We start from the raw sequence: 22,311 nt of genomic DNA, 5'->3' as shown, positions 1-22,311 counted from the left end.
ACTTCTAATTTCATTTAAAGAAACTTATTTTACATACTTTTCATCATCTTCAGCTACTTTAATATATCGATTTTCTGTTGTATAGGGTTCATTGTTTTCTTTCATTCGTTTATAAATTTCATCCATAAACAAATCAAAGATAGCGTGCTTCATCTCATCATTAGATAGTAATGTATTATTGAAATTTTGGTTTCTATCCATCCCTTCAATCAATGCATCATCTAATCGTAAATTATATTCCAATCTAAAATCACTTTTATTATTTACTTTTGAAGAACGTTGTAATTCTTTATCCTTCGCAAGAATTTCTTTCACATGAAACACGGATTCTATTTCAATTTCAGTATCAAAATTGGTGCCATGTAACAGATTGAATTCTTCAATGATTTCAGATAATTTTTTGATAATTGGATCGTAAGGTTTGGGCGCATCTGCTCCTGGAAGCTTCAACTCTCCTTGTCCTGATTTTAGATTACCTGTCTTTATATTATCGATAATTTTTGGTGTTCCGAATTCAGCATCAATTTTCCCAGTTAAATCAACACCAGTATTTGCACCAGATACATCCATTTCTTTTAATAAAAATCGAATGAAATTATATTTTTTATGCAAATCAATATTTTTAAAACTTGTTACTTGAATTAAAAATGTATAGAAGCTGACAAAATGCTTTAACTCTAAAAATGCTTCTTCACGTTCTTCTTTTGACAGTCTGTAAAATCTTTTTACCGCCTTATCTAGGTAATATTCAACTTTTAGTCGTTCTTTTTTTAAGCGTTTTTCAAGATACATCAACGTATTAAAGGCATTAATATCATCATAATCTAAAATATTTCGCAACTCGATTTTTTCTTCAATTTCAAAAATGTCATGAGGATTTATCTCATTTCCTAAATGAGTGCCCGTATAGTATTTTGAAAAAGCTTTTTCAATGTCTTTGTATGAATTAACAAAATCTAATACAAATGTATGCTTTTCAGGATAGATTCTATTTAATCTAGACAATGTTTGAACTGCTGTAACGCCAGATAATTTCTTATCCACGTACATTGCACAAAGTTTGGGCTGATCAAAACCTGTTTGGTATTTGTTGGCAACCAGCAATACTTGATACTGATCTGTATCAAATTTCTCAGCCAAATCCTCTTCTGCAAACCCGTTAATTGACGTTTCACTGACTTCTCCAACCTTATCAAGTTTTACCTTACCACTAAAAGCAACTAATGGCTTAATATCCTTGTAACGTCGTTCCGACACATACTTTTCGAATGCATAATAATACTTTGCTGCAGCCTCACGAGAACTTGTTACAATCATCGCTTTAGCTTGTCCTTTTAACATGTGCTTTATATTTTCTCTAAAGTGTTCGACGATAATCTCAACTTTTTGGCGAATATTCACATCATGTAAGGAAACAAAACGAGTAATCTCTTTTTTCGCTTGAGAAGTATCTAAGTCAGGATCTTCCATCGCTTTCAAAATAATTTTGTAGTATGTTTCAAACGTTGTATAGTTCTCCAAAACATTGAGAATAAATTTTTCTTCAATAGCCTGTTTCATTGAGTAGAGATCAAATTCTTTTTCATGACCATTAATGTCTTTTGTTCCAAATACTTTCAGCGTTTTTGGTTTAGGTGTCGCTGTAAATGCAATCATGGTTACATTATTTTGTTTGCCATGTGCTTCAATATCCGTTTCAATTTTTGCAGTCACTAACTCTTGCTGATCAAGCTCTTCTCCTTCTTCATCTGCCATTTTTTGTGCCTTTTTGCTCAATACTTCAGTGACTCCATCCATCATCCGACCACTAGTTGATGAATGGGCTTCATCAATAATTACAGCAAATTTTTGCTCGTCTAATTCACGAACGTTGTCTAAGATGTAACTAAACTTATGAATCGTTGAAACAATAATCTTATAGCTACTATTTAATGCATCCGCTAAGTCTTGACTGGTAGCATCTTCATCCATTACCTTCACTAGACCTGACTTATGTTCAATCTGTTGAATCGCACGCTGTAACTGACGATCAACCACCACACGATCTGTAATAATGATAATACTATCTACCACCGCTTTTCCGTCAGCACCAATTAGTTGAGATAACTGATGAGATAACCAAGCGATAGTTTTTGTTTTACCACTACCAGCAGAATGTTGAATCAAATAATTTTTGCTTGTAGCATGGCTATGCATGTCTTCTATGACTCGATTTACTGCACGATGTTGATGAAAACGTGGGAAAATCAACGATTCTTTTTCCTTTTTCTTGCCCTCTTCTTTTGTACGTTCCAAAAATATAAACTTAGAAATTAAGGTTAATAACCTATCTTTAGTGAAAATTTCTTCCCACATGTAAGCTACACCAAAGCCATCTTCGTTCGGTTCATTGCCAGCCCCGTCTTGATATCCTCTATTGAAAGGCAGGAAAAATGCATTTTCTTTTAACTCAGTACACATATACACTTCTTTAAAATCCATGGCAAAGTGAACCAAGGCACCTTTTTTAAATCGAAGCAATCGAGTTCTATGGTCTCTATCCTTGCGGTACTGAACAATAGCATCTTTATACGATTGACCAGAAGTATTCGCTTTTAATTCAATGGTAATAATCGGCAACCCGTTTAAGAAAAGAACTAAGTCAATGCGTTCACCTTCTTTATGGTAGACCTCTTCCATCACTGTAAAACGATTTTTCTGATAGTTTTCTGACCACGTTCGGTTATAATCATTTCCTGGTTTTCGATACATTAACTCAAAATGAGTATTGTCAATATCTACTCCATGTTTTAGTGCAGTTAGCATCATACCGTTCTTTGTATCGATTTGTTTTAGAATGGTGCTAACTATAATTTCATCTGTATTTTCGCTGTAGTATGCATGGAGCTCATCATACTCGTCAGGCTGGGTATCTTTTAGGAATGTAAGTAGTTCTTTGATATCCATTGCTTTATGTTGATCGTAAGTGGCTTCTGAATATTTTCTTTCAACAAAATTGTTCTTTTCTACCAAATAATCAATAATGAACTTTTGGTACTCTGAACGTTCACGAATTGGATTTTTCAACAACTTTTTTTCCTCCTTTTTTTAGTTCATATAAATTTTATAAATCTACTCTTTTTTTACCCGTTACATATTCGAAAATTATGGATTTTCTAATTTGCTTCAATAGCTTTAATTCAACTTTTTTCTCATCTAAAATTTTATCTATATTTTCAGTCTTATAAACTAAATATTTAGATATTTCAAGTTGCTCAATATATGGAGGAGTTAACAACAAAATATTATTCAACTTTTCTTGAGATAATTTTGGTTGAGCTGATCCTGTTATAAAGTCAGAATAGTCTAAAGTTTCCATTAAAAATGCCATATAAGTTAAATCATGGTTTTCCTTCGGAGTAAGAATATGCGCATGATTATTTACCCAATATTTTCCTTTAGCAATATAAATCAATGGCAAACTTCTCATTACCAAGTTAGCCCCATCTTCACCAATAAGTAAGGCATCCATATCGAATATATAATCATCTATTTTATCAACAACCCCACTTGCTCCATAATAATCATAAAGAGTTTCACCGACCTGACTTCTCTCAGAAGCTTCAATTGGTTGCCTTTTAGAATCATGGTTATCCATTACATATTTTAAACGTTTAACTTCCCAATTTTCAGGTATTTTACCAATCCATTTTACTCCACTATCTTTCATTTTAACACTTGAATTAAGACCTTTTGTTACAGTTTCATAGATCAATGATTTCTTGAATTCACCTAACACTTTAACTTCTAACTCCAACAGGTTAATTGATTTGTCCATCGCACTAACTTTATTATCTAAAAATTCTGCTATGGCAATTTGCTCAGGGAAAGAAGGTCTAATAACTTTAGTATTTTTTAGTATTAATTGAGTTACACTATATACTTTTACACCACTTACGCTATCTTGAATTTGGCATCTAAACCAATCCGATTCAAATAAATACATAAAATATCTTGGATGATTGCTATTTTTTAGTCTAGCTATGATTGAATGGTATCCTGCAAAAATTAGACCATCTTCACTGACGTTCATTTTAAAATTTCCAGAACCATCAATATCTTCTGAAGTATCTGCAAAAACAAAATCCCCATAATTTAAAAGAGCAGACTTAGCTCTTTTTAAATACTTTAAAGAAATGAATGGAAGATTATCAAATTTACAATTTATTTCCATTCCCTTTATTGAATGAATTTGTCCATAATTAACAACAGCTAAACCTTCATCTTGAAGATTTTCTTTCGTTATACTTAATCCCTTTTCTGTAGTAAATATTGTTTTAAATTTATTGAGTTTCCATCCTGTAGGTAACTTTAACTCATTTTTCATTTCAAACACCTATCCTAATTCTTCTAGTAATTTATTTAATTCCAAATCGATATCCTTAAACTCTTTTAATAATTCATCAGAAGACTCGGGTGCCTGATATTTATAAAAATAACGGGTAAATGGGATTTCAGCCCCAGTTTTTATCGCCGGTGTAGATTTTCCTTTTGTCTTCTTACTTAAATCCTCTTCAAAAAATACCATTGCATCTGGAACATGTGGTAATACTTCTTTTTCCATATATTCATCTATAGACTGTTTATAAGGAACTAATTCAATATCTTTTGTTTCTTTATCAGGAATAATATTACCCAATGCGTCTTTTTGAATATCAGCTGTTTTATCCATTCTACTCATTGATTTAATAATAGAATTCACTACTCCAGCTGGGATATCTAAATCTTTAAATAGTTTCTTAACTCTTTTGGTGAACTCTTTTGGCTCTTTAAATTCACCAATTTCTTCACCTTTAGTCACTAAACGATGGATAATTTCTTCATACGTTGATTCATTCTCAAGAAACTTATTCAATAATAGCTTGGTTTTTGTAGGAAGAGGATCCATCAATTGATATTCTTCAATTTTGTCTTTGTCATAAAAGTTCTTCAATGTATTATTATCAATCATTGCTTGGATCCGTTCTTCATCAATTCGATAATTCCGTTGCATTGGTTGGTACACAGCGTACTCTTTGTAAAGAAATTCTTCATTATCAAAAATTTTCGAATAGTCATTTTCTTTAAAATCTGCATATAAATGAGTAATTTTCTTGATATGATCGTTTGATAGCTCATTACGTTTATTTCCCATAGATTTACGCATTTTTTTATAAAATTTTGTTGCATCAATTAACTGTACTTTTCCTTTTCTCTTAGGCTGTTTATTATAGCTTAATATATAAGCATAGATTGAAATACCAGTATTATAAAATAATTGATCAGGAAACCCAATAATTGCTTCAATCAAATCATTTTCTAGCATCCAACGACGAATCTGACTTTCACCTGAACCTGTACCACCAGAAAATAACGGCGAGCCATTCGTAATAATTGCTGCTCGACCATTTTCTTTATTTAACTTTTTTAAAGCATGTTGCATAAATAATAATTGAGCATCTCCACTTGCAGGTGTCATCGTGATTTCTGGTCCATCAATTCCTACTCGATGCTTGAAACGATCACTTTCCTCAACCGCTTCTTTAGTCCCATTCGCCGCTTTATCTCCACTCCAAGGTGTACCAAATGGCGGATTCATAATAACAAAACGAAATTCATCATCAGGGAAGGCATCCTCTTTCAACGTGTTCACTTGTTGAATATGACTTGCATCTTGGCCTTTAATTAACATATCAGCTAAACAGATAGCATATGAACTATCTAAAATTTCTTGCCCATACATATGGATTTTTGCACTTGAATTTTTACGTAAAATAAAATCATTTATCGTAGAGAGCATCCCCCCAGTACCACACGCAAAGTCACCAATTTTAACGATTTTCCCATCTTGATAAATATCATCGCAACCTTCTGCAAGTAATAGATTTGCTAAACAGCGAATCACTTCCCGTGGAGTATAATGATCTCCAGCGTTTACATTCTCTGAATATCGACGTAAAATATCCTCAAATAAATAACCCATTCGCATATTATCAACTGTTTTTGGAGATAAATCAAAGTTAGCAAAAGCTTTGATGATTAATAAAAGTTTATTCGCTTTGTCCAATTTATCGATTTGTTTAATAAAGTCTAAATCTTCGATGATTGTTTTTACATTAGCGGAGAACCCTTTAATGTAGTCTTTAAAATTACCTTTTATATCGTCTGCTTGATCTTGTAGATTACTAAGATTAAAATGACTAACATTGTAAAAGCTATGGCCTGACTTTCTTTCTAATACTTTTGGGGCAATCTTAGGATTTGCCTCATATGTTTTAACAACTTCATCTTTTGTGTCTTCTAAAGCACATTCGAAACGACGAATAATAACCATTGGAATTATCACATCTTGATAATCCTCTGCTTTGTATGTTCCTCTTAATTTGTTTGCAATAGCTAAAACGAGATTTGTCTCTTTAGTAACATTAATTTCTGTGTTCTCATATAATATTTCTACTGATTTCGTCATTATCTTTGTCTCTCCAATTTTCCCGTGTTTTATTTACATTAAGAATTATATTGATAAAGAAATAATTTCAATTTTTATTTCTATTACTAAGTTAATTCTAACATTTTTTCTACAAAAAAGTGTATTTCTATATAATAAGTAGAAATTTAAACCTACCTTAACCATCACTAAAGCATTCTTAACAAATCAATATGATCGTTACTTACAATTATTTTTAATCCAAGAAATAACTTCATCTTGCGAAACTTTATTAATAGCAATTCCCACACTCATATCTTCCAACTCTCTATTGTCCACCTCTAAAATCAATCCATTTCGCTTCAAAAAAACCAACAATGCTAAAACTGCCGTACGTTTATTACCATTGTGGAAACAATGCTTTTTGATCAATTTTTCATATAAAATATAGGCTTTATCAAAAACAGTTGGGTACAATTCTTTTCCAAATACTTCCTGCTTTGGTTGAGCAATAATCCTTTCCAAAGCGCCCATTTCCTTGACACCAATAACCTCAAGTGGACTGTATCGTTTAATCAATGCATAATTCATCGCAATGACTTCTTCTATCGTCAAATACTTCATTATTTCTCAACCAAATTTTTAAACGCTTGATCATGTTTATTCATAAAAAAGTCGATGTCATCGTAAAACTCATCAGGAACATTATCTGATTTGATCGATAATGGTTTCTCTAATAACACTTGCCCATCACGAATAACGAATTCAAGCTTATCACCTTCATGTAGAGATAACGCTTGAATTACCTCTTTAGGTAAAGTTGTAATGTATGTATTTCCTTGTTTTCTTGTTTTTCTCGTTTTTTTTATAGTCTCAGACATCCTTATTCCCTCCTTGATTTTATTTATTATATCATAAAAAGAAGGTTTTATAGAAAAAACTTCTTTTTTTCAATATGTATATTTTTATAAATAGTAACATTCTCATCGAATCTATAATTTTTAAAACTTTGCCTATCATAAATTATTTTTTTCTTTCATGATATACTATTCCTAGGGTAAATACTCTAAGATAGGAGGTGTGCTATCATGAAACTAAATAGAATGTTTGAAATCGTCTATCTTCTACTCGAAAGAAAAAAGATGACGACAATGGAGTTAGCAAAACATTTCGAAGTCTCTAAACGGACGATCTTACGGGACATAGAAGCGTTATCTATCGCTGGTATTCCAATTTACACAACTAAAGGAAAAGGTGGCGGGATCTCTCTGCTTGATCATTACGTGTTAGACAGATCGATGATTTCAGCTGACGAACAAGACCAAATTCTCTTTGCTCTTCAAAGCTTAGCTGTGACACATCATTTAAATGCTGCAACGACTTTATCAAAACTTCAAACTCTTTTTAAAAAGACTGACACTAGTTGGATCGAAGTTGACTTTTCCCGTTGGGGGAAAACAGATCCCGACAATCAAAAATTTGAACTTTTGAAAAATGCTATCCTTACAGAAAAAGCTCTCTCTTTTTCCTATGCAACCTCTTACGGATCAACAAGTTTAAAAATCGTTTATCCATTAAAATTACTCTTTAAATCTAAAGCCTGGTATCTACAAGCTTACTGCATTTCAAAACAAGATTACAGAACCTATAAAATCAATAGGATCACTGATTTGGAAATACTTGACGAAGCTTTTTCTAGAAGTAGCTACACCGTTCCTGCTCTTGAAGAAAAAGACAGCCCCACTTTATTGCACTTAACTCTTTTATTCACAAAAGAGATTGCTTTCAGAGCGTATGATGAATTTGATATGAAGGATATCCAGATCAATCAAGACGGCTCTTTACTTGTAGATGCGCTATTACCGGAAGATTATTGGCTATACTCTTTTCTCTTATCTTTAGGTGCTTCAGTCAAAGTCCTTTCACCAGCACATGTAGAAAAAAAGTTACTGACTCAGGTCGAAGAGATAAAAAAAAATTATTTAAATCTATAAAGTGACAAACAGCTGTCACCTTATCTATGCTACCATGAAAGTATAAATGCAAAGGAGAGTGTATATTATGCCTAGACCTACAACTAAAATAGACTTGATCACAACAGCAGACGAACAGTTTTCGAAATTATGGCAGCTGATCGATTCTATGTCTGCTGAAAAACAGAATGCATCATTTGTCTTTAGTGAAACCTTTTTGGAAAAAAGAAAGGAAGCTCACTGGCAACGTGATAAGAATTTGCGGGATGTGCTGATTCATTTATATGAATGGCATCAATTGCTTTTAAATTGGGTAGACTCTAATCAAAACGGCGAAACAAAGCCTTTCATACCCACTCCCTATAATTGGCGAACTTACGGTAAACTCAATGAAGAATTTATAGAAAAACATCAAAATACCTCTCTGAATGAGGCAAAGGAACTTCTAAAAAATAGCCATGCTGAGGTATTAAAAATGATTGAGACATTCACGAATGAAGAATTATTCGCTAAAAATACATTGCCTTGGACTGGAACATCTACACTAGGAAGCTACTGTGTTTCTGCAACTTCTAGTCACTACGAATGGGCAATAAAAAAGATCAAGCAGCATATCAAATCATAAAAGAGTTCTTATACAAAAAAAGCTTCTGTTGTTTAGACACATGTCTAAACAACAGAAGCTTTAAATTCTTATTTTGTGAACTCTTCAACCAATTCCATAACTTCTTCCATTGTATCGCAGTCATTCAACGCACGATCCGCAAGTTCAGTCATTTTCTTAGTATCTAGACGTTTCATCAAGCTGCGTGTTTTAAGGATAGATGTTGCACTCATAGAGAACTCATCTAAGCCCATCCCTACTAATAGAGGTACTGCAGTTTGGTCGCCCGCCATTTCTCCACACATACCAGTCCATTTGCCTTCAGCATGAGATGCGTCGATCACGTTTTTGATCAAACGTAAGATTGAAGGATTGTATGGTTGGTATAGGTAAGAAACACGTTCGTTCATACGGTCTGCTGCCATTGTGTATTGGATCAAGTCATTTGTTCCGATACTAAAGAAGTCAACTTCTTTGGCGAATTTATCCGCAATCACAGCTGCTGCAGGAATTTCGATCATGATACCGACTTGAATCGTATCAGATACGCTTGTTCCTTCAGAAACTAATTTTGCTTTTTCTTCATCGAAGATTTTCTTCGCTGCTCTGAATTCTTTCAATGTAGCAACCATTGGGAACATGATACGTAAGTTACCATGAACAGAAGCACGTAATAATGCACGCATTTGTGTGCGGAACATATCGTCGCCGCGTTCAGATAAGCTGATACGTAATGCACGGTAACCTAAGAACGGATTCATTTCATGCGGTAATTGAAGATAAGGTAATTCTTTGTCTCCACCGATATCCATTGTACGAACCACGACAGGTTTGCCGTCCATGCCTTCTAGTACAGCTTTGTATGCAACATATTGATCTTCTTCTGTTGGGAAGTCCGGAGAATCCATGTATAAGAATTCTGTACGGTATAAACCAACAGCTTCTCCGCCATTGTTGTGTACGCCTTCTAAATCTTTAGGTGTACCAATATTGGCAGCTAATTCGATATGTTTGCCGTCAGCAGTCACTGTTTCAGCATGTTTTAATTTATCCCATTCAGCTTTAAGGTCAGCATACGCTTTACCTTTTGCTTCAAAATCAGCTTTTTCAGCGTCCGTTGGATGAACGATCACATCGCCATCGATCCCGTTTACCGCTAAAATATCGCCTTCTTTCACTTTTGCAGTGATTTCTTTTGTTCCTACGATCGCAGGAATTTCAAGAGAACGCGCCATAATAGCAGAGTGAGACGTACGTCCACCGATATCCGTTACAAATGCTTTCACATATGTACGGTCTAACTGAGCAGTATCACTTGGAGTCAAGTCATGAGCAACCACAACCACTTCTTCGTTGATCATTGAAGGATTAGGAAGCGTAACTCCTAGTAAGTGAGCTAAAATACGTTTTGCAACGTCGCGAATATCTGCTGCACGTTCTTGCATGTAGGCATTGTCATCCATTGCTTCGAACATACCGATATACATATCAGTCACTTCTTTTAATGCTGCTTCAGCGTTTACTTTATTATCTTGGATGTTTTGTTTGATTTGACCAATCATTTCAGGGTCAGATAAAACCATCAAATGCGCATCAAAAACTTGCGCTTCTTCTTCGCCAAGGCTTTGAGCTGCTTTTTCTCTGATTGCTTGCAGTTCAGTCGTTGATTTTGCTAAAGCATCATCTAAACGTCTTTCTTCCGCAGCAGTATCTTCTACAGATTTTTTGTCGAAAGATAAATCAGGTTGAACTAACAGGTAAGCTTTAGCGATAGCGACACCATCACTTGCGGCAATTCCTTTTAGCATATCAGACATTATTCTGACAATCCTTCTTTTTTCATTGTGTCAACGATTGCTGCTAATGCATCAGCTTCGTCTACACCATCAACTGAGATAGTAACGTCTGAACCTTGGCCAACGCCTAGAGACATAACGCCCATGATTGATTTAAGGTTAACAGATTTACCTTTGTATTCTAAGTTGATATCTGAGTTGAATTTACTTGCAGTTTGTACTAATAATGTAGCTGGACGAGCGTGAATCCCTGTTTCTGCTACGATGTGAAAATCTTTCTTTTCCATATGAATCGGTCTCCTTCGTAAGTAAAATAATTTTTTATGTTAGGGTTTTCCTTTCTCTGCTTGATTCGAATAAAACAGACATCAAGAAAAGACCCTTTCAATTTTTAAGATTACCATTTTTTTAAAGTAGATACAACACTTTTCACCTATTTTTTATTGATTGAACGGCCCTCTTAATTTTCTTCTTTCATATAATGATATATAATTCGTCCATTTAATCCAGCTTCTCCGACAATCGACATCCGATCTGGTAAATTCTTCCACGCTTCCCTAAACGCAGGAAAATCCTGCGGATCAACGATCAGCTCAGAGATCGTTCCTTCTTTCAGCGCATTGATTTGTTCTTCAAACGAATTCTCGACCATTATTTATTCACCGCTTTCTGTATATTTTTAGACTGAGGTTATTGTATGACAAAATGAAGTATTTGTCTAAGCTATTTCTCGATTTTTATATGTGTGATCGGATTCTATTTAAAGTTCAATTGCTTGATTCTTCTGAGAAAGATGCTATAATATTCTCAAAGGTCAAAAATGGTCAATTGGTTTTTGACTTTCTTATTAATGACTTTGATACATGATTAGTCTTATTTTGAAAGGACGTGTTTTATCCTATGATCTGTCAAAATTGTCAGCAAAATCCAGCAACGATCCATTTATATGCGAATGTCAATGGTCAAAGAAAACAATTAGACTATTGCCAAAGTTGCTACCAAAAATTAAAAGCACAAGCAAATGATAATCAACCAACAATGTCTCAGCAAGATCCATTTGGTTTTGGAAGTTTAGATGATCTCTACCGCTCTTTATCTCGTCAAATGCAGGAACAACAAGGTAACCCGAATGGCCAAGTCCCTCCAACACAGTTTGGTGACGGTAACGGCTTCAATGGCGGACAACCTCCTCGCGGCGGTGTCGCACAAGCGGACGGCTTACTTGGAGAATATGGTATCAATATCACTCAAGCAGCTCGCAATGGTGATATCGATCCTGTTGTCGGTCGTGATGAAGAAATCAAGCGTGTGATCGAAATTCTCAATCGCCGGACAAAAAATAATCCTGTCTTGATCGGTGAACCCGGTGTTGGTAAAACAGCCGTTGTCGAAGGACTTGCTCAAAAAATCGTCGATGGTGATGTTCCCCAAAAACTATTGGACAAAGAAGTGATTCGTTTAGACGTTGTTTCATTAGTTCAAGGAACAGGCATTCGCGGACAATTTGAAGAACGCATGCAAAAATTGATCGAAGAAATCAAGCAAGCTGAAAATGTTATCTTATTTATCGATGAAGTCCATGAAATTGTCGGTGCCGGTGCTGCTGGTGACGGCAATATGGATGCCGGTAACATTTTAAAACCTGCGCTTGCTCGTGGAGAACTCCAAATGGTTGGGGCAACAACATTGAATGAATACCGCATCATCGAAAAAGACGCTGCTTTAGAACGTCGGATGCAGCCCGTTCGTGTAGACGAACCCACTGTCGATGAAACGATCAAGATCTTGAAAGGTTTGCAAAAACGCTATGAAGATTATCATCACGTAAAATATACAGATGAAGCAATCAAAGCGGCTGCAACCTTATCTAATCGTTATATCCAAGACCGTTTCTTACCAGATAAAGCGATCGACCTATTAGATGAATCAGGCTCTAAAATGAATTTGACGATTCAAATCGTCGATCCAAAAACGATCGAAAAGAAATTAGCCGAAGCAGAACAGCAAAAACAACAAGCCTCTGCTGAAGAAGATTTTGAAAAGGCGGCTTACTACCGTGATCAAATCAATAAGTTACAAGCGATGAAGGAAAAACAAATCAGCGATGAAGAAACACCTGTGATCGATGAGAAAAATATCGAAGCGATCGTTGAACAAAAAACAGGGATTCCAGTTGGTGATCTGAAAGAAAAAGAACAAACACAATTGAAGAACTTAGCAGTCGACTTGAAAGCTCATGTTGTCGGACAAGATGATGCTGTCGATAAAGTCTCAAAAGCGATCCGCCGTAACCGTGTAGGTTTGGGTAAACAAAATCGACCAATCGGTTCTTTCCTATTTGTTGGACCAACTGGTGTTGGTAAAACGGAATTAGCAAAACAATTGGCCTTTGAACTATTTGGATCAGAAGATTCAATGATTCGTTTTGACATGAGTGAATATATGGAAAAACATAGTGTCTCTAAATTGATCGGTTCACCTCCTGGCTATGTTGGATATGATGAAGCTGGACAATTGACTGAAAAAGTACGCCGCAATCCATACAGCCTAGTGTTACTTGATGAAATCGAAAAAGCACATCCAGATGTTTTGCATATGTTCTTGCAAATCCTTGATGACGGACGTTTGACAGATGCTCAAGGTCGAACAGTCAGCTTCAAAGATACGATCATCATCATGACAAGTAATGCTGGAACTGGGAATGTGGAAGCCAACGTTGGATTTGGCGCTGCTCGCGAAGGCGTGACGAAATCTGTTTTAGGCCAATTGAATAACTTCTTTACTCCTGAGTTCTTGAATCGTTTTGATGGTATCATCGAATTCAAAGCTTTGAGCAAAGAAAACTTGATGAATATCGTCAGCTTGATGCTGGATGAAGTGAACGGCTTACTTGCTCATCAAAAAATCCATATCGAAGTTCCAACAGACGTAAAAGAAAAATTAGTTGATTTAGGCTACGATCCTTCTATGGGTGCAAGACCATTGCGTCGAACGATCCAAGAACAGATCGAAGACGGAATTGCTGAATATTATTTGGATCATCCAGAAGATCATGATTTAGTGGCTAAATTGGATGATGATGGGAAGATCAGTGTAACTGGTTCAACTGAAACTGTTTCTGAAGAAGCTCCTTTATCTGATTCTCCTGATAGCGAACAAACAATAGAAGAATAAAAAAATGAGGTCAGCGAATGAACGCTGATCTCATTTTTTGTTTTAATGGGGAAAGCCATAAGTCGTTTTACTTTCATCATCATGGAAAATCACATGTGCCTGCTCTAATTCCGCAATTGCTTTTTCAGATAATCAATAGGGTCTTGTGACCAATCCAATCTAAAATCTTCTTGATCTTTGCACCTTCTGGCTATTCATCTACAAACGTTTAGACGCATCACAGCATGTCCAGCCTCTTTCATCTAATTGACGATCTATCCTAGGCTAGATCGATCGTTCAGCCAAATGATATTTCTCTCCATATAGCATATGTCAAATAATTCCGCTTTAAACAGTCGTTTTTAGTAGGTTCCTTCTCTGGTGTAGCATTACCTTCACTTCAAACTATTTTTAGTCTTTTACGACTCAAATAAAATGAAAACGATTGCGTTTTTTTGTTTATTCAGTGTCTTTTTTTCGTTTTTTTGAGTCAAAATTCTTTTTATTTAGGCTAAAAAAATTTATAATAATAATGAGTAAATCTACAACAAACGTCAAAAATGTCTATTTTAAGCGAAATTAGCACATTTTAAGTATCAATCTAAAATATAGAAATAAGTCGGGGTGAAAAAAAATGAAGCTAGTCAATGTAACCAACAGCTACAAGCAATTAGTCAATAAACAATTGGAAAATACTGATGCCTACTTTGTTAAAGTATACTCAGCAGGTAATACCACTGTCGTTTATTCTGAGGCAACAAAGCATGCAGAAATATTGATCGTCAATAAAAAACGTGCTGTACGCAAAACTGAGATCAACGAAATTTTAGCTTACTTCTTAAAGCGTATTCCTAAAGAAAAATACCGTCAAGAAGATATTTCGATCATCGAATTAAAAGACGTGACTGAAATTTCAATTCCTGTAACCTCTAGTTTAGTTGAACAGTAGATAAAACGGCATACTCTATTCTTTTGAGTAGAATGTGTCTTTTTATTTTGCCAAACACGTGATTATCACAATAGCAAGTGACACTTTCCCTCTTGCAAGCACTGCTTTCTTGCTAAGTTCTGTGATCCTCTTTATGCTTGAGAAACATCAGTGAAAGGAATTTAGACGATGGAATTTGGAGCTAAAATCAAAGTATTACGAACAGAAAATCAATTAACACAAGAACAATTTGCCTCACGTTTAAATGTTACAAGACAAGCCGTTTCAAACTGGGAAAATAATCGAAATTTACCAGACCTCGAAATGTTGATCCTCATTGCTCGTTCATTTCATATTTCACTTGATGATTTGATATTAGGAGGAAATACCGTGAATAATATAACTGAAAAACTGATTCAGGATGGTAGTGAAACAAGGCGGGCAAGATTCAATATGATCACAACATTGATTGGCGCTTTTTTATTGTTTTTTGGTTTTGCTTGTTTCTTTATCAAAGCAAACTCTGTCGAATATATCGATCAATCAGGAATTTTGCATGAAAATTTTTATCTTTTACCAATTGGTTTCTTCTTCATTTTTACAGGGATCATCGTCTTTTTGGTCATTGGAATCAACTATGTGAGAGAGTTGATCAAACGCAAAGTCTAGACTTTCAGCGATTTGTTCTTTCTACACTAAAAGAGGATGGGCCAGAAGTATTCAGCTTATTTCCGAAGTTTTCAACTCTTAGTACTTTAGCACTTAGAATTTTGCTAACTTCGCTTTGTTCTTTGAACAATAGTGAAACTGTATGCGTTAGCTGATGTGATCGAAGCGAAGCAGAGTGGTTACTTCTGCTTCCAACGTTTATTCGTTTTAAAAAGGACTGGGTCATAACTCTATGAGCTATGACCCAGTCCCTTTTCTATTTTATAATAAACTCTTTAATTCTACGTCTGGATACTTATCTGCAAACCAACGCTCAGCAAATTGATTTTCAAATAGGAACAATGGTTGATCAAAACGGTCTCTTGCTAAAATATTTCGACTTGAGCTCATCCGTTCATCTAAGTCTTCCGGCTTGATCCAGCGAGCGATTTTACTACCCATTGGCGTCATAACGACTTCTGCATTATATTCATTCAGCATCCGATGCTGGAACACTTCAAACTGCAATTGTCCTACTGCTCCAATGATATATTCTTCTGTCAGATAGGTTTTGTATAATTGGATCGCACCTTCTTGTACAAGCTGATAAATTCCTTTATGGAATGATTTTTGTTTCATCACATTTTTAGCGACAACTTTCATAAATAGCTCAGGTGTGAATGAAGGCAGCTCTTCATATTCGACTTTCAATTTACCTTCATATAATGTGTCGCCGATTTGATAATTTCCTGTATCATAGATACCGATGATATCACCAGCAACAGCTTCTTCCACATTTTCTCTAGAATCCGCCATAAATTGCGTCACATTACTTAATTTTATTTTCTTTCCAGTTCTTCCTAAGATGACATCCATCCCACGCTCAAAAGTTCCTGAACAAATTCGAACAAATGCGATACGGTCACGGTGAGCCGGATTCATATTCGCCTGAATCTTGAAAACAAAACCTGAGAACTCTTCCTCATAAGGACTGACTTCTTGTCCATCTTCTGTTTTATGACTGTACGGTGAAGGGGCAAATTGTAAAAAGGTTTCTAAAAATGTTTGTACACCAAAATTCGTTAAAGCTGAACCAAAGAAGACAGGTGTTTGATCGCCGCGAGCAATTTTTTCTGTGTCAAATTCATCTCCCGCTTCCACCAATAGCTCAACTTCTTCTAATACTTGTTGATACACGCTTTCCTTATGCAGTGGATGATCACTTGGAATATCCCCATCTACTAATGGAATAAAACGCTCATCATTGTTTGTCTCAGGTCGATACACTTCTACACGTTTATTATAGATATCGTAAAGTCCTTCTAGACCTTTCCCCATACCGATCGGCCAATTCATTGGATAGGATTCGATATCGAGCAGTTCTTCTAATTCTTCCAGCAAATCCAAAGGTTCACGACCATCACGGTCCAATTTATTGATGAACGTGAAAATCGGAATTCCACGTTTTTTGACCACTTGGAATAATTTCTTCGTTTGCGCCTCGATCCCTTTCGCACTATCAATGACCATCACAGCACTATCTACCGCCATCAACGTACGATACGTGTCCTCGGAGAAATCCTCATGCCCAGGGGTATCTAGAATATTGACACGTTTATCATCATAATCAAATTGCATCACAGAACTGGTAACGGAAATCCCTCTTTGTTTTTCAATTTCCATCCAGTCTGATTTAGCGAAGTTTCCGGTCTTTTTCCCTTTAACAGTCCCTGCTTGACGAATCGCTCCGCCAAATAATAATAGTTGCTCTGTAATAGTTGTTTTCCCGGCATCCGGATGGGAAATGATCGCAAATGTACGGCGGCTGTCAACTTGTTCTTTTAAATGTGAATTTTTCATTTGTTGCTCCAATCTATCGTTTTTTCTTAAATAGGTATAACAGATCAATCATTTATTTTTTAAGAATCCTTCTACATGGGAATATTCTCCTTGGTCTTTATTATTCAACTAGTGTAGTATATCATGTAATTACCCTAGTTTTCAAAGGCTTTAGCTAAGTTTCAAAAAAAGAGTCAGACAAAGTCTAAAGACCATGCCTGACACTTAATAATAGGGGAAGAAACACCTCTTGATAAGTTACCTAGGAAAAACAGTAGTAATTTAAATAGAAATTACTTTGTAACCATAAAACAAGTATAAAGTCAGAGTTATAATTGCGCAAATAAGCGCATAGACACACTATTTTAGTTATCTAAAAATAATTTTTGTTATTTTATCCAAAAATATCTTGATTTTCAAGCATCAATTTCAAACGTATGTTATTAATTGACGCTCTTTTATTCAAATTGTTCAAAAAAAACGAACTAACTTATTTTTATTGATAAATATTTTATACGAGGATGTGAAAAAATGTTAGATGCAATGATGTTGGAAAACACTGATAAACGTAAATTAACTCTTTTTCGACTACTAACCCTTTTCTCTGATAAGAGGTATAGCATCAAATTTTTTGAGAGTAAACTTGATTATTCGTATAGTCGAGTTGTCTATCTCCTTGAGCTGATTCAGCAAGATTTAACGGATATGACTGGTAAAAAGGTCGATCTGCTCACAAAAAATGGTGTCCATCACAAGCAAAATATCACTTATGATATGTATTATCAGTATTTGATCACACAAAGTATCCCATACAAATTATTGATCTCGTTGCTCTATTTTCCTGAAGATAATCTAGATCGATTTTGCGATAAACATTATCAAAGTAGAACAACTGTCGTTCGCAAATCAAAACTATTGATCGATTACTTCAAACACTTTACGATCAGAGTAAATATTTCTCAATTGAGTCTCTCAGGTGATGAACGTATCATTCGGATCTTATTTTATAATCTCATTTGGATGACCACTCAAGGAACCAACCTGCCAAAAATCAAGCGTAACCCAATCACTTATGATGAGGTCAGCAAAATTGTCAGCCCCTATTTTCCAGATACCTTTAGCTATGGCGCTCGCAAACAGATTTCTTTAATGCTTGATATCGTCTATTTACGAATACGAAAAGGAAATGTTTTAACAGAAAAAACAGAAATCGAGCCGTATATCAGTGTTCCTGAAGTATACACTATTACTCATTTTGGGAACCTGATAAAAGATCCAGATGCTTTAGCTGCTGAAGCTCAATTTGCAGCATTCTTATTGATCGCATCCCCTAATTTTTTTAGAGAAGGTGAGCATCGATTATTACTTCTAGATTCTTATTTGGAAAAACATTCAAATAGTGCTACAAAATTACTGGAAGAATTTACTGTTTTCTTTAGAGATAAGTTTATGCCTATTGGTTTTTCTTGGAACAATGAGGTAATCCTTTTTGGAAATGTTGCCAACATTCTTTTTTCTCATAGCATTATCCAGCAAAGGTTTCCTACCTTATTTCACTTGACTGATAATAATATTTATTCAAAAAATAAATATTATTATCAATTATTTACTGAATTCAAAGCATTATTTCAAAAAATTTCTAACAGAAAAAACTACGCTTGGCTAAAAACAAATATCGATGCTTTATCTGACACACTTTCGGCTTTACTTGTTCCACTTTATGAATCTTTTCTAGGGAATAATCTTATTCGAATTGCTTTAGTAGCAGAGTCAAACTATCTCTTGGTTGAACCATTGACGCAATTTATAAAAGATATTCCTTTCGTTCAGTTAGTCGCATACAAATATGGTGAATTTTCCTCTTTTGATTTTATGGTAACGACTTCTTCTTTCTTGATTCCCGAAGATTGTCCTTTACCTTCATTTGTGTTTCGTTTTTCTGCAGATAGTGATGAACAATATCTCAGTCTCTATCAAGCAATCAAAGATGTTCATAATCAAAAAGGAAGTAATTTAATCCAACAAAAAAAGACTAACATCTAACGTTAGTCTTCTTTAACTCTATCTTCTTGGTTCATCTTCTTCCAGCTCTTTACGGAAGAAACGACGATTTTCTTCTGGTTCTTCATCAACCTCTTCTTCATCATGAAAAACAACTTTTAAAGCTAACACTCTAGTTCCTTCCATTTCTTCAGAAGTCAATGTCAAATTCCCAACATCAAAGGATAATTTCTCTCCCTCATCCGGAATCGTTCCTAAAGCTGTGATCAAGTAGCCAGCCATCGTATCAACATCGCTCATATGAAGATCAGTTTCAAACGCTTCATTGAACTCATCGATCAGCATTCTACCTTGAATCAAGTATTCATGTTCATTGATCTTTGTATATAGATTTTCGACTTCATCAGATTCATCATCGATCTCTCCAACGATTTCTTCTAATAAATCTTCTAAGGTAGCTAGTCCAACGACACCACCGTATTCATCAAGCAAAATCGCCATTTGATTTTGTGTTCTTTTCAGCTCATACAATAGATCATCAATAAAAATTGTTTCAGGTACGAACAATGGCTCTTGGATGATATTTTTTAGCTGAACATTATCGAAACCGAATGTATGGGCAGCTTTCAATAAGTTTTTCGTATGAAGAATCCCTACGATCTTATCTTTATCTTCGTTATAAACAGGTATTCTTGAAAAGTTTTCTGATAAAACAGCATTGATATTCTCGTGGATATCATCTTCGATATCGATCATAAAGGCATCTGTTCGTGGAACCATGACCTCACGAGCAACTTTTGTATCTAGAGAAAAGACTCCTTGGAGCATTTCCAATTCGTCATTGTCCAGCACACCTTCTGATTCCAGCATATAGCGCATTTCATCACGCGTCATTTTAGAATCAGCATCATCAAACTTCATTGGTGTCAGCTTCGAAAGTAAATCTGTCGATGCAGAAAGCAACCAAACAAATGGTCGAGCAACAACACCGATCGTGCGGACAAAGCCAGACGTAAATTGAGCAACTTCCTCAGATTTATTCATAGCGATTCGTTTAGGATATAATTCACCAAAAACGATCGAAACATATGTCAGTAAAGCTAAAATAATAATGTTGGCAAGATTTTTTGCTGCAGCTCCTCCACCTAAAATTGGGGCTAATTTTGCAGACAAAGAATCAGCTAAAGATGCACCAGATAAAATATTGACTAAGGTAATACCAACTTGGATCGTTGATAGGAAACTGGTCGGATCTTTAAGGACTTTTAAAAGCTTGATCGCTTTTTTATCTCCTTCTTCTGCCTTTTGTTCAACACGATTCTTATTTACAGAAACTACCGCAATTTCTGATGCCGCAAGAAATGCATTGATCAAGGTTAACACGATCAATAATAAGACTTGTGCGATAAGCGACTGACTATCGGGGTCAGCATTGTTCATAATGTTTTCTCTCCTTAAATGTCTGTAAAATAGTTAAACAGGTCATTTAACTATTTTAGTATTTTGAAAGATCACTCTTTCGTTTTAAAAAACGTGACTACACAATGTAGTCACGATGAAATCGTATCACAAATAGAAAGTGATTTCAATATTCTCACCCTATTTTTCCTTACTTGATGGTGAATTTATTTCGCCACTTAAATCCAGCACTAAATCCTCAGCCATTTTATCCTTACGCACCATGCTATATACATGAATTGCTATCGTTTTACAAATCGCATAAAATGGAACACCTAAGAAAATCCCTAACAGTCCGGCAATATTTCCAGCAACAAGTAAAATGATAATGATCGTTAAAGGATGGATCTGTAAAGATTTACCGATCACATTTGGATAAATGATGTTTCCATCAATTTGTTGTACAACCAATACGACTAAACAACAAAGCAATGCTTTGAATGGCTCGTCAAAAACGGTCACAAACACAGCTGGGGCTAAACCTAAATACGGTCCTAAATATGGGATCAAATTGGTTATACCAGCGATAACACCGAATAAAAAGGCATAGCGTACACCGATCAGAGAATAGCCAATCACAGTAAATGTAGCAACGAATAAACATTCGATTGCTTGTCCGCTGATATAACTTGATAATGTTTTATTTAATTTATTTAATAATTCAACGATGTCATCCTGACGTTTTTTCGGTAAAAAACGCTTGATTCCAGGAACTAAGCGATCACCATCTTTTAGCATATAAAACAGGATGAATGGAGCTGTCACAATAATGATCGTCGTTGAGGCAACCGTTGAAACGATGGAGCCTAAACTACTTGATAAACCACTCAAAAATTGCTGGATGATATTCCCATATGAAATGTCCAATTGCTCAATATATTTCGTCAATTCTGCTTCTTTGAAAATCGGCAGCTCAGACATCTGAGTGACCCAAGCCTCCACACCCTTGAATACCTCAGGCATATTCGATGCTAAACTAGATAATTGAGAAACCAAACTAGGAATAACACTGACTAAAAGCAATACGATCGTTGCAATCAAAAGCAAAAATACGATCAAAATCGCATAAATTCGTTTCATCTTAGTTTTCATCAATAAATTGACGATCGGATTCAAAATGTAATAAAGAAACCCTGCCACAAGTACTGGCGCAAATAATGTCGAGAAAAATGTCCCTACTGGTGCAAAAATAAAATTGATTTTTGAAGAGACAAGAATCAACGTAGCAATAACCAATAACTCCGCTGACCAAAAAAATAACTTAGATTGCCTTAAACGTTCAAACACAAATACTCCTCCTTAAAATAAAAGCGGAACAAATCGTCTAATCCTGTAGAAAATTAGGAAATTGACTTTGTGACGCCCTTTGTCACACTGGCAATTTATCTATTTTCCTAAGGATTGATTTGTGCAGCTGGATAAAATAAATGATCAACACTTTCTTCGAAAGTCTTGTACTGTTCATC

At 35.1% G+C, this 22,311-nt stretch carries 17 protein-coding genes; 6 read left to right on the top strand and 11 right to left on the bottom strand.

The window, feature by feature from the left end; translation table 11 throughout:
* Positions 1-24: 24 nt before the first annotated feature.
* From A5889_RS14230 to A5889_RS14210, 5 genes are all read right to left on the bottom strand, one after another.
* The gene (locus tag A5889_RS14230; RefSeq protein ID WP_339087801.1) at positions 25-3,069 is read right to left on the bottom strand and encodes a type I restriction endonuclease subunit R; all 3,045 of its coding nucleotides are present in this window, start codon (positions 3,067-3,069) and stop codon (positions 25-27) included.
* A gap of 34 nt (positions 3,070-3,103) precedes the next feature.
* A complete protein-coding gene (locus tag A5889_RS14225) occupies positions 3,104-4,366 on the bottom strand; it encodes a restriction endonuclease subunit S (protein WP_140405314.1) in 1,263 nt (420 codons plus the stop codon).
* A 9-nt stretch (positions 4,367-4,375) separates the two neighbouring features.
* The gene (locus A5889_RS14220; RefSeq protein ID WP_207114628.1) at positions 4,376-6,487 is read right to left on the bottom strand and encodes a type I restriction-modification system subunit M; all 2,112 of its coding nucleotides are present in this window, start codon (positions 6,485-6,487) and stop codon (positions 4,376-4,378) included.
* Positions 6,488-6,685: 198 nt separating this feature from the next.
* On the bottom strand, positions 6,686-7,069 hold the full coding sequence (locus tag A5889_RS14215) for a type II toxin-antitoxin system death-on-curing family toxin (protein WP_242585573.1): 384 nt from the start codon (positions 7,067-7,069) through the stop codon (positions 6,686-6,688).
* Positions 7,069-7,326, bottom strand: a complete 258-nt coding sequence (locus A5889_RS14210; RefSeq protein WP_207114627.1) for an AbrB/MazE/SpoVT family DNA-binding domain-containing protein — start codon at positions 7,324-7,326, stop codon at positions 7,069-7,071. The genes A5889_RS14215 and A5889_RS14210 overlap by 1 nt, the downstream gene beginning before the upstream one ends.
* A gap of 207 nt (positions 7,327-7,533) precedes the next feature.
* On the opposite strand from A5889_RS14210, the gene A5889_RS14205 reads away from it, so the two are divergent.
* Together A5889_RS14205 and A5889_RS14200 are read left to right on the top strand one after the other, a co-directional pair.
* Positions 7,534-8,439, top strand: a complete 906-nt coding sequence (locus A5889_RS14205) for a helix-turn-helix transcriptional regulator (RefSeq protein WP_087639453.1) — start codon at positions 7,534-7,536, stop codon at positions 8,437-8,439.
* Between the two features lie 67 nt (positions 8,440-8,506).
* Positions 8,507-9,043 (top strand): ClbS/DfsB family four-helix bundle protein, encoded by a 537-nt coding sequence (locus A5889_RS14200; protein ID WP_087639452.1) that lies wholly within the window; start codon positions 8,507-8,509, stop codon positions 9,041-9,043.
* 68 nt (positions 9,044-9,111) lie between these two features.
* Here A5889_RS14200 and ptsP read toward each other — a convergent pair whose 3' ends face one another.
* The 3 genes from ptsP to A5889_RS14185 form a co-directional block, all read right to left on the bottom strand.
* Positions 9,112-10,839, bottom strand: coding sequence for a phosphoenolpyruvate--protein phosphotransferase (gene ptsP, locus A5889_RS14195; RefSeq protein ID WP_087639451.1), 1,728 nt, complete (start codon positions 10,837-10,839; stop codon positions 9,112-9,114).
* Positions 10,839-11,105 (bottom strand): phosphocarrier protein HPr, encoded by a 267-nt coding sequence (locus A5889_RS14190; RefSeq protein ID WP_010765749.1) that lies wholly within the window; start codon positions 11,103-11,105, stop codon positions 10,839-10,841. Before A5889_RS14190 ends, ptsP begins: the two co-directional genes overlap by 1 nt.
* Positions 11,106-11,278: 173 nt before the next feature.
* The gene (locus tag A5889_RS14185) at positions 11,279-11,470 is read right to left on the bottom strand and encodes a hypothetical protein (RefSeq protein ID WP_087639450.1); all 192 of its coding nucleotides are present in this window, start codon (positions 11,468-11,470) and stop codon (positions 11,279-11,281) included.
* A gap of 248 nt (positions 11,471-11,718) precedes the next feature.
* Between A5889_RS14185 and A5889_RS14180 the strand changes: the two genes are divergently transcribed.
* From A5889_RS14180 to A5889_RS14170, 3 genes are all read left to right on the top strand, one after another.
* On the top strand, positions 11,719-13,992 hold the full coding sequence (locus tag A5889_RS14180; protein ID WP_087639449.1) for an ATP-dependent Clp protease ATP-binding subunit: 2,274 nt from the start codon (positions 11,719-11,721) through the stop codon (positions 13,990-13,992).
* A 613-nt stretch (positions 13,993-14,605) separates the two neighbouring features.
* On the top strand, positions 14,606-14,920 hold the full coding sequence (locus A5889_RS14175; RefSeq protein ID WP_087639448.1) for a DUF1827 family protein: 315 nt from the start codon (positions 14,606-14,608) through the stop codon (positions 14,918-14,920).
* A 168-nt stretch (positions 14,921-15,088) separates the two neighbouring features.
* Positions 15,089-15,568: a DUF3955 domain-containing protein gene (locus tag A5889_RS14170; RefSeq protein WP_087639447.1), complete on the top strand. Its 480-nt coding sequence runs from the start codon at positions 15,089-15,091 to the stop codon at positions 15,566-15,568.
* A gap of 261 nt (positions 15,569-15,829) precedes the next feature.
* On the opposite strand, the gene A5889_RS14165 is transcribed toward A5889_RS14170, so the two are convergent.
* On the bottom strand, positions 15,830-17,407 hold the full coding sequence (locus A5889_RS14165) for a peptide chain release factor 3 (RefSeq protein ID WP_087639446.1): 1,578 nt from the start codon (positions 17,405-17,407) through the stop codon (positions 15,830-15,832).
* 510 nt (positions 17,408-17,917) lie between these two features.
* Between A5889_RS14165 and A5889_RS14160 the strand changes: the two genes are divergently transcribed.
* On the top strand, positions 17,918-19,429 hold the full coding sequence (locus A5889_RS14160; RefSeq protein WP_087639445.1) for a helix-turn-helix domain-containing protein: 1,512 nt from the start codon (positions 17,918-17,920) through the stop codon (positions 19,427-19,429).
* 18 nt (positions 19,430-19,447) lie between these two features.
* On the opposite strand, the gene A5889_RS14155 is transcribed toward A5889_RS14160, so the two are convergent.
* Positions 19,448-20,827 carry a hemolysin family protein gene (locus A5889_RS14155; RefSeq protein WP_087639444.1) on the bottom strand — a complete coding sequence of 460 codons (1,380 nt, stop codon included), beginning with the start codon at positions 20,825-20,827 and terminating at the stop codon, positions 19,448-19,450.
* A 159-nt stretch (positions 20,828-20,986) separates the two neighbouring features.
* Entirely contained in the window at positions 20,987-22,132 is a 1,146-nt protein-coding gene (locus tag A5889_RS14150; protein ID WP_087639443.1) for an AI-2E family transporter, read from the bottom strand.
* Positions 22,133-22,311 lie beyond the last annotated feature (179 nt).

The sequence above is a fragment of the Enterococcus sp. 9D6_DIV0238 genome, assembly GCF_002174455.2.
Lineage (GTDB): Bacteria > Bacillota > Bacilli > Lactobacillales > Enterococcaceae > Enterococcus_L > Enterococcus_L dunnyi.
This window is presented reverse-complemented; position numbering and strand designations above follow the sequence as displayed.